Origin of the sequence: Streptomyces sp. SID11385, assembly GCF_010548245.1 — a bacterium.
In the GTDB taxonomy this organism is placed as follows: Bacteria; Actinomycetota; Actinomycetes; order Streptomycetales; family Streptomycetaceae; genus Streptomyces.
The window spans coordinates 1-2,591 of record NZ_JAAGLR010000546.1 but is presented as its reverse complement, the minus strand read 5'-3'; the positions used below and the strand labels follow the sequence as shown (position 1 = coordinate 2,591).

Sequence of the window (2,591 nt, the reverse complement as noted above, 5' to 3'; positions counted from 1 at the left end):
CGGGCGGCAGGTGGTCGACGGCGACGGCGCTGTGCTCGTCGAGCGGGACGAGCACGGCGCGCCCGGGCAGGTCCCGTACGGCCTCGGCGAGGACGGCGGCGATGCCGTCGGGGCCGGTCGGCGGCGGGGGCTGGCGCCAGGTCCGTACGACGTAGCGGGAGCGGGCGAGGGGGCCGCGCGGGCCCTCGCTGACGGCGTGGACGGGGACGCCCGCGCGGCCCAGGGAGCGGGCGGCGCCGAGGGTGCCGTGGTGGAAGGGGTTGCGGTCGACGCGGACGAGGACGGCGGGGACGGACGTGTCGAGGAGGCCGTCCGGGCGGCTTGCGCGAGTGGGCCGGCGGCCGGGTTTCGCGGGGGCGGTCACCTCCGGCGGGGATGCGTCCGGACGGGGGATGGATTTCGCGAACGGGTTGCACACCCGGTCGGCGTAAGAGAAATACATACGACTGACATCCCACCACTTCCGTGCCACGGCGAGACCGGGCACCAGAATTCCAGGAGACGGATTTGACCAAGGAGAGATTCCGCCGCGGCCGCAAGCGACTCGCGATCGGCGCCGCCGGAATTCTCGGTGTTCTCGCTTTCGCTCCGGCCCCGGTCGGGGCGTTCACGATCGCGACGGTACCGGTAGCGGCGCTTTCGGCCGGGGAACCCGGGGACACGAATGACGGGGAATCACCGGCGGTGCGGGGCGCGGCGGACGGCGCGTCTCCCGGCCGGGGGCCGGCGCCCGCCCCGAGCCCGACGACCGGGCCCTCCCCGGCCCCCGGTTTCGGCGCGTACCTCCACTACAGCCCGCGCGGCATCGCGCGCATGGCGGACTTCTCGCGCTGGCTCGGCGGCCGGGAGCTGACGGTGGGGCACACGTACCTGGCGGGGGACGTGTGGCAGAACATCGAGGGCGCGCCCGCGTGGCTCGCCGACTGGGCGGCCTGGTACCGGGCGAAGCCGGGCCGCACGCTCGTCCTCAACGTGCCGATGCTGGAGCGTACGGAGGCCCGGCTGCCGGACGCGGCGGTGGCGCTGGAGCTGCGGCGCGGCGCCTCGGGCGCGTACGACCGGCACTTCGAGCGGCTCGCGCGGCGGCTCGTGGGGCTCGGCGTGAAGGACGCCGTGCTCGTGGTGGGCTGGGAGATGAACGGGACGACGTACACGCACCGCTGCGGGCCCGATCCGCGCGCGTGGCGGACGTACTGGGCGCGCATCGCGCGGGTCATGAACGGCGTCGAGGGGGTGGGTTTCCGTTTCGATTTCGCGCCGTCGCGCGGGCGGGACGCGACGCCGTGGACGGAGTGCTATCCGGGGGACGACGTGGTGGACGTCGTCGGGATGGATTCCTACGACCAGCCGTACGGAACGGATTTCGACCGGCAGATCTCGGAACCGTACGGGCTCCAGGCGCAGGTGGATTTCGCGGCGGAGCACGGAAAGCCGATCTCGTACCCCGAATGGGGGCTTTTCAAGAATGGTGACAACGCGGAGTACATGCGGCGGATGATCCGCTGGATGGACGCGCACCCGCCGCTTTACCAGACGCTTTCCGACTACTGCCCGCACGGGGTGTGGCAGTGCCGGATGAACCCGCGGGCGACGGAGGTCTACCGGCAGGCGTTCAAGGCGGGTGGCGGCCTTCCGGCGGAGGACGCCGGTGGGCGGGAGCAGCCGCCGGTGGAGGACTGCCGGCCCGTCAGGCTCGGGGGCTGGCTGGAGGAGCGGCTCGGCGGACGGCTGTGCGTGCGGTTCGACTGGTGACGGGGGTGGGGCGGCCTCGGTACCGGGGCTGCCCCCTCGCCCTCGCCCCCCGGTCGGTCGGCGTCGCCCTCAGCCCCGCGTCGGCGGCTTCTCGCGGTGGGCGTGGAGCCAGGTGGCGGCCTGGGCGCGGGCGGTGACGTGGGCCGTGCGGAGCCACAGGAGGGGGGCGGTGCGGCGGGTGGAGAGCAGGAGGCGCTGGTTGACGACGGTGTCGGGACGCCAGTGGCTCTTGTACGGCTCGGTGCCGCGCAGCAGGCTCAGGGTCTCGCGGCCGTCCTCGGCGGCGAGTTCGGAGGCGGTGCGCAGGAGCATCGTGGCGACGTCGGCCTTGCGTTCGCGCAGCGCGGGGTCGGCGCCGTAGAGGTAGCCGCCCGCGAGGCGCTGCGAGAGGAGGGTGAGGTCGACGGCGACGGTCTCGCCGTCGAGGCGGTAGGCGGTGAGCTGGGCGTCCCCGGTGCGGACCATCGTCGTGACGGAGCGCACGAGGTGGTCGCGGAAGCGGGGGCGCAGGTGCTCGGGGGTGACCTTGCGGCCCTGCCACTGGCGGCGGTGGAGGGCGAGGAGGGTGCGGATCGCGGCGGGGACCTCTTCGGCGGGGACGGGGCGCGCCTCGATGCCGAGGGCGTCGATCTTGCGGAGCTTGGCGCGGAAGCGCTGGGCGCGCGAGGCGGGGAGCCGGGTGAGGAGTTCGGCGAGGGGGCGCGCGGGGAGTTCGAGGCAGGGCGAGTCGGGGCGGCGCACGACGAGGCCGCGCCAGTGGGCGAGGAGGAGTTCGGTGGCGGCACCCGGTCGCAGTTCGCGCAGGTCGACGAGGGCGGTGCGGGCGGCGCGGCGCAGCG

Annotated in this window: 2 protein-coding genes and 1 pseudogene; 1 reads left to right on the top strand and 2 read right to left on the bottom strand. The window is 74.5% G+C overall.

The window, feature by feature from the left end; translation table 11 throughout:
* A pseudogene (locus tag G3I42_RS16715) lies at window positions 1–364 on the bottom strand (hypothetical protein); the annotation flags it as partial.
* 143 nt (window positions 365–507) lie between these two features.
* Between G3I42_RS16715 and G3I42_RS16710 the strand changes: the two are divergent.
* On the top strand, window positions 508–1,752 hold the full coding sequence (locus G3I42_RS16710) for a glycosyl hydrolase (protein ID WP_164286792.1): 1,245 nt from the start codon (window positions 508–510) through the stop codon (window positions 1,750–1,752).
* A gap of 69 nt (window positions 1,753–1,821) precedes the next feature.
* On the opposite strand, the gene G3I42_RS16705 is transcribed toward G3I42_RS16710, so the two are convergent.
* On the bottom strand, window positions 1,822–2,591 hold a 770-nt coding region (locus G3I42_RS16705), incomplete at its 5' end, for a GNAT family N-acetyltransferase (protein ID WP_164286790.1).